The organism is Aliterella sp. E5.1 (assembly GCF_057473825.1).
The window spans coordinates 20826-27337 of the sequence record NZ_JBYCCV010000050.1 but is presented as its reverse complement, the minus strand read 5'-3'; the positions used below and the strand labels follow the sequence as shown (position 1 = coordinate 27337).

Sequence of the window (6512 nt, the reverse complement as noted above, 5' to 3'; positions counted from 1 at the left end):
ACGTCTGTTGGCAAACAGGACAGAGATAGCGTTGATGTCCGTTGGGCATCTTGCCGTGTTTATGGGCTTTAGAATGATCACACAAAGGGCATTGCATGGACGAGTTGCAGATGAGAGATCCCCTCTACTCTACCAATCCCACGTTTATTTGACGCACTACCAATGCAGTTAAGCTAGGACGATCTAGTTTGTTGATGAATGTAAATATAGGCAGCGTTCTCATCTGGCATACTTCAAATAGCTTGCGGGTTTGAGTCTCTAACCCTTTTGCCGCGTCAATCAGCATGACAGCGTTGTCCGCAGCAGCAAGGGTGCGATAAGTATCTTCACTAAAATCTTGGTGTCCAGGAGTATCTAACAAGTTTAGTAAATGTTCCTGATACTCAAACTGCAAGACCGTAGAAGTAATAGAAATTCCCCTCTGTTGCTCCATTGCCATCCAGTCAGACGTTGCACTGCGCTGCGCCCGTTTCGCCTTTACTGCTCCGGCTTCTTGGATCGCACCTCCGTACAGCAAGAGCTTTTCTGTTAAAGTTGTTTTTCCTGCGTCGGGGTGAGAAATGATCGCAAAATTCCGTCGACGATTGACTTCTTCCACGAGTGAAGCGGGGGCTAGAGCGCTGTGCGCGATCGCAGGTTGTACCTTTAGTTGCATAATTTTAATTCCTCAGATTGCTTTACTTAGCAGTCTTGCCTAGCAAAACCGCTCGTGAATCTATGAGCTAAAGCATCTCTAGCGGTATTGAATCAATTAAAACATCGCTAGAGAAATAATTATTGAAGCAAGCTTATGGCGGACACTGACCGCAACAAATATTGAGGCTAAGGCGGCAAATTTTTGTAGAGAAACAGTAGCTCACAGCTTAAACAATACTTGTAGTGCTTTTTTAACTATACACTATAGAACCCATAGGACTAAGGTTGAGGGGGAAAACACTCGGTTTAGACACTATCTTGCCAGGCTACTACATCGAAAAACCCTATGTTATTCCAAATCTGTTGTAATCCTGAGATACTCAATCCGATTGTTACTACATTACCTCAAATTCTGGGATGTCCCAGTTCCGCAATGATTCATATCATTTTCAGCAACGCCCAAATGCTATGAACGATCGTCAAGACCTTTAATATTCAACATTCTTCTTAGCTTACTGCGGGCAATTTGTTGGAGGTCAATTATCCGGTCTGTTTCATCGACAATTTCACCTGTTAGCACCTCAAGTACATCCTCTAGCGTTATTACACCAGAAACAATCCCATATTCATTTATCACCACTACGAGATGTTCACGCGCTTTCAAGAAGGCTTTGAGCAATTTATCTGCCCGAATTGTTTCAGGAACAAAACGAACTTTACGGGTCAGGTCAGCAACTTTTTGGTTATTTTTTCCTTCAACCATTGCTGTTAGCAACTGATGTTTTAATGCTACTCCAATTACTTTATCTATAGAGTCTTCCGTCACAATGATTCGACTATGTTGTGAAGCTATGATTTCTCTTTTGCATTCAGACAAAGTCAAATCACCTCGCACATAAGTTAAAGCTATTCGGGGTGTCATCAACTCAACTGCTGTCAAATCATTTAACATAAACACCCTCTGGATCATTTCGGCTTCATCATCTTCAATAATTCCCTCTTGATAACCAATTTTTGCCAATAATTTGATTTCAGCTTCATTTGTAGTTGGTCTTTTTTTCCCTTTAATCAAAGGTGCTGTAACTTTTTCCATAATCCACACCATAGGTGTGAATATGAAGGTCAGTCCGGTAACAGGCAAGGCGGTTAACAAAGATATACTTTCGGCGTAGCGTTCGCCAAGAGTTTTAGGAATAATTTCACCAAAAATTATGATCAGGAATGTTAAGACTCCTGAGAATATACCTAATAATGTATCTCCAAATACTGATTCAGCGATTTGAGCGATGACAATACTGCCAACAATATTAAAAATATTGTTAAGAATTACGATAGTCGCAATTGGTCGATTCATATTTTCTCGAATCGCCAGGAGGACTTTAGCACTAGGTTTATTTACTTGCACCCACTGTCGAACCTTGAGCGTAGAGACTGAAAACAACGCAGCTTCAGTGCCAGAACAGATTGCTGAACCTGAGAGAACAATCAGTACAGCGATAACAAGAGCAAACATGATATTTCTCGCTTATGGGAGTAGAAGGTAACAAGGTGTAATCTATATCATGCCAAATTTTCCCTTTTTCCTTGCTTCCTCTACCTCTGCTTTCTTCAGTGAAGTGCTTAGCGGGCTAGCATAGTTTTAGCAATTTTTCGGCTATACCTATACAATTAGGTTTATTCTATGGATTTGTAATGAGCCGATGGACTCAAATGGAAGCAGAAGCGATCGCAGCAGAAGGCTATTAAGAAAAATATTTAACGAAGCCATCTACTTAAACAAAGAAAGTAATTGGTCAAAACTGTTTTTTTAACTGCCTTGAGATAGAAGGAATTTGAAATATAGATAGCTATTGTTCTGTTAGGTTGTATCTTTTAACTCTATGACTCCAATCAATAGCACTTCTGGGCGGGTTAGAGAAATTCTGCGCGTTATTTTCTCTATGTCCCTCATTATTATTGGCATCACTCATTTTCTTAGAGCAGAGCAATTTGCCCGAATTGTTCCACCAGTATTTCCGACGTATCCCTCCGTCTACATCAGTGGTGTATTCGAGATTTTAGGCGGTATTGGCTTATTGATTCCATCGGTAAGCGTGGCAGCAGCATGGGGTTTAATTGCTCTATTCATCGCTGTATTTCCTGCGAACATTTACATGGCTTTGCACAACATTAAGCTCGATGGCGTTCCTCAAAATCAACTACTTTATTGGGGAAGGTTACCCTTGCAGGCAGTGTTGATTGCTTGGGCTTGGTGGTACACCAAACATCCAAAGCAGCCCCAAGCCAAGGCGGTGACAGATGGAACAGAAATTACTTAGCAAGACATTGTGTTAGCTTTTCAAAACTCATTTGTTACCTTAGACTTGTCTAGTGGGACAGCATATTACCAAGGCAATACTTCGCCATTGCTATGCCAAAAAGTACCTGTATTTTCTAGCGTTAGCCCATCAATTCGAGCTAACAATCCTCGTACCGATACTTCTGGTGTGATGCCGATCGCTGTAAAGTTGGTCATTCGAGTTTGCACTAAGCCTGGGTGCAAGATAGCCACAGCAATGCCTTGATTTTTGAGATCGTGAGAAAGGGATTTGCCTGCCATTGATAATGCTACTTTCGACATTCGATAGCCGTAGGAACTGCCAGAAGTATTATCGGAAATTGACCCCATGCGGCTCGTCATTAGCGCGACCTTCCCACCTGCCTTGAGGCGGGGAAGTAATACCTGAGTTACTCGCAACGCGCCTAGGGCATTGACTTCAAACTGTTCTCGGATATTATTAAAATCGAGATTTTCTAATGTTATGCGCTTGGCGATCGCCGCATTATTGATTAACACATCAATCTGGGTCTTTCCTAGCCGCTCGTGCAAGGAAGCAACCGCAGCATCAGAAGTTACATCGATGCCTTCTTCTACTCGGACTCCTAGCGCCTTCAATTCACCAGATACCTCCCGACAAACTGCGATCGCGCTATCCCCCCGTGCCTGAAGCTGACGGCAGTATTCGTAGCCGATGCCACGATTTGCCCCTGTAACTAAATACGTTGCCATATGTTGATGGTGGGACCATTGATAGGATTGATTGTAGGACAATCTTACTGTTTATCATAGGTATTTCTTCGTTATTCAGACATTGCATTCACCGTCTGATTCTTGAGCTATTAACCGATGACTTTCTCCGGTGCATTGGGATTGCCTTCCTGGCTCTTGGGTAGATGATTCGTATAAGCTCGTTCATCAGTAGTGCAAAAGCTTTTCTGACCACTTGGTTGACTTCGCCTCATACCCGTCCCAGATTCTCAGGTTTCACGAATTATATTAAAAGCGCCGTAGTTAACAGATGACAAAAACTGAGTCAATAAAATACCCCCCTACGCGGCATGGCGCTATCGGAGGGTAGAAATTAAATTAGGTGTGAGGAGCAAGATTGTCTTTGCTCATATGAATAGTTAAGCACTTGAATGTTACAACAATATGGCAAATAGGATACAATGCTGTGACGAAGGACATGATCTTGGTCAAACAGACTTCATCGTTGCAATCCAAGCCGTACTAAACCTCATAAAACCAAAAGTAGCTGTTAGATTTAACTGCCTAGTGTGTCACTAGAAAGATGACTCAATTGGAGCAGACAAGGGTTTTATCCCCCTCTACCTACAAGCAGAGAAAACCTCAATTTGCACCACATAAGCACGCTTCTGGAAATCCTTCTTTCTTCAATGAGCTAGGATCGGATTAAACACCACTGGCTGTTTGATATGGATGGCTTTGTTGCATGAAACAGAAAAAAGACACACCAACTCTTAGCAGAGTTAATGATTATTTTTCCACCCTTGAGCGTTCAGGCGCAAGATATGGGCGCGATCTCTTGTCCTCTGCGGCACACAAGTGGCTACCCGCAATTCTAATAATGTACGATCTTCTTCTTTTGTTAAAACTATCCGGATGGGAGAAGGCATCAAGAATACTGCCTCAGTACAGAAAATATATCTCTTACATCTTGCATTTTATTGCAGCCGCCCACTTTATAGGGTTCTCAACAAGAAGTAAATCTAATGCGAAATAATGTCAAGCAATTATAAATAATAAATTGTTTTTCCTTTGATACAACACCTGAAATAACCGCCAGCAATGAACTTGCTGAATTGCGATCGCGCTCCGAGCGCAAATAATGCGCCTATACATACTTGACAATACTCCTAATACATCTTAGGGTGATTAACCAGATGCGAATTAGTAGCAATAGTGTATGGGTTTGTCTAGCATTGCTGTACAGCAGCGAGGAAAAGAAGACGAGGCGCTGAAGTCTTTTATTGTCTTTAGCCTAGTTGGTTCAGTGGGGCTGCACCTTGTAGTGTTAAGTCTGAGCAATTTTTGGATAAGAGAGCCAGAATTAGCAGAAGAACCGATTGAAGTTATCGTTCTCGATACTCCTAGGGTTGAAGCCGCAAAGCCAGAACCGAAGCCTCCACCAAAAATAGGCGGTGGATCTAAGCCATCAGCAAGCGCGAAAACAAGTAATCCTGCTCCTGAAGCAAAATCATCTCAAACATCTTCTGAGCAAGCAATTGCTTTATCGCCATCAGCAAAGGTTGAGAAGCCACCTAGTCCTAAAACTACAAGCATTGAAAAACCATTAGCAACTTCGCAGCCAACACCTATAGCAACGCCTAAAGTAGCTGAGACTTTACCACCTGTTCCTACTCCACAACCGGAAGTAGTAGCAACGCCTATCCCTACACCTGTAGCCAGCTTACCGTCGGAGCTAATTGCCAAACTGAAATCTACCCCCATGCCTACACTAACACCCACTCCTACACCATTAGCCAGTGAGAAACCGGAGCCAATACCTAGCCCTGTTGTAGTAGCAACACCAAAGCCAATACCTACACCCCTAACAACACCCCCGCAAGTTCCTTTGCAAACACCAATTAAGCGAAGGACTAACGTTACAGCCTCCGCCCGTCCTTCGCCGCGCAATAACCAACCACCTTATACGCCTTCAGAAAAACCTAGCAATCCTGTCAATCCCTCAAACTCCTCAGTAAGTCAAAGTAATGTAGCAAATAGTAATAAAGTAAGCGATCGCTCTTTAACACCTGGTTTGCAAAATTCAGCAGGTAATAATTCCGGTACACCACGAGCGCGCAGTCAACCAGGAAATAATTCTACTGGGCAGGAAAATAATAACAGTGGTGGAACAGAAAAAGTAGCAACTGCGCCCAGCAATACAACCCAACCAGGCGAAGACTTACTATCATCAAGACCTGGTTCTGGAAATCTTGCCTGTCGTCGCTGTCCCGATCCACCTTATCCCAAAAGAGCCGAAAGAAAGGGTATAGAAGGCACGGTAAAACTTGTTTTTGATGCCGACCGTAATGGTAATATTAGTAACGTCAGGGTGGCAAATTCGAGCGGTCATGACATCCTCGATCGCGCGGCGACTGATGCAGTTAAAGATTGGAAATTAGCATCGTCAAATAGCGAACAGCAGGGAATATCGCAGTCTTTTACCTTTGCCAAAAAAGGATCAGATACAGAAAGCCTTGCCCGCGAACGTCGAGAAAAGCAAGAACGTCAACGTTTAGCCCGCGAAAAGGAACAACAAGAAAAGGAACGTTTAGCCCGCCAACAGCAACAAGAAAAGGAACGTTTAGCCCGCCAACAACAGGAACAATAACTTCGCGATCGCGCCCCAGTACCTGCACCGGAGCCTTTAGTAACCCCTTCTACGCCGATAGAACCGTTGCCAACCACAACGCTTTCTACGCCGCCGATAGAGCCTTCGCCAGTGCCTTTTGAGTCATCAACTCCTTCATTACCACCAGAGTGATGTCCGCTTAAGCATTAAAAAATACTTTGTTGTAAATAAAATGAA

At 43.2% G+C, this 6512-nt stretch carries 6 protein-coding genes and 2 pseudogenes; 3 read left to right on the top strand and 5 right to left on the bottom strand.

The features are described 5' to 3' along the window. On the bottom strand, positions 1-97 hold a 97-nt coding region (locus tag AC2VE5_RS15740; protein ID WP_486886923.1), incomplete at its 3' end, for an IS1/IS1595 family N-terminal zinc-binding domain-containing protein. 63 nt (positions 98-160) lie between these two features. Continuing rightward, positions 161-655: pseudogene (locus AC2VE5_RS15735) on the bottom strand (GTP-binding protein); the annotation flags it as partial. 247 nt (positions 656-902) lie between these two features. On the opposite strand from AC2VE5_RS15735, the pseudogene AC2VE5_RS15730 reads away from it, so the two are divergent. Next, positions 903-1073: pseudogene (locus AC2VE5_RS15730) on the top strand (IS1 family transposase); the annotation flags it as partial. Between the two features lie 29 nt (positions 1074-1102). On the opposite strand, the gene AC2VE5_RS15725 reads toward AC2VE5_RS15730, so the two are convergent. Next, on the bottom strand, positions 1103-2149 hold the full coding sequence (locus AC2VE5_RS15725) for a hemolysin family protein (protein ID WP_486888679.1): 1047 nt from the start codon (positions 2147-2149) through the stop codon (positions 1103-1105). Between the two features lie 367 nt (positions 2150-2516). Between AC2VE5_RS15725 and AC2VE5_RS15720 the strand changes: the two genes are divergently transcribed. Beyond that, the gene (locus AC2VE5_RS15720; RefSeq protein ID WP_486888678.1) at positions 2517-2954 is read left to right on the top strand and encodes a DoxX family protein; all 438 of its coding nucleotides are present in this window, start codon (positions 2517-2519) and stop codon (positions 2952-2954) included. 65 nt (positions 2955-3019) lie between these two features. On the opposite strand, the gene AC2VE5_RS15715 is transcribed toward AC2VE5_RS15720, so the two are convergent. Both AC2VE5_RS15715 and AC2VE5_RS15710 read right to left on the bottom strand, forming a co-directional pair. Continuing rightward, entirely contained in the window at positions 3020-3685 is a 666-nt protein-coding gene (locus tag AC2VE5_RS15715; RefSeq protein WP_486888680.1) for an SDR family oxidoreductase, read from the bottom strand. A gap of 761 nt (positions 3686-4446) precedes the next feature. Continuing rightward, positions 4447-4593 carry a hypothetical protein gene (locus AC2VE5_RS15710; protein WP_486888676.1) on the bottom strand — a complete coding sequence of 49 codons (147 nt, stop codon included), beginning with the start codon at positions 4591-4593 and terminating at the stop codon, positions 4447-4449. 290 nt (positions 4594-4883) lie between these two features. Between AC2VE5_RS15710 and AC2VE5_RS15705 the strand changes: the two genes are divergently transcribed. Then, positions 4884-6314 carry an energy transducer TonB gene (locus AC2VE5_RS15705; RefSeq protein ID WP_486888675.1) on the top strand — a complete coding sequence of 477 codons (1431 nt, stop codon included), beginning with the start codon at positions 4884-4886 and terminating at the stop codon, positions 6312-6314. Positions 6315-6512 lie beyond the last annotated feature (198 nt).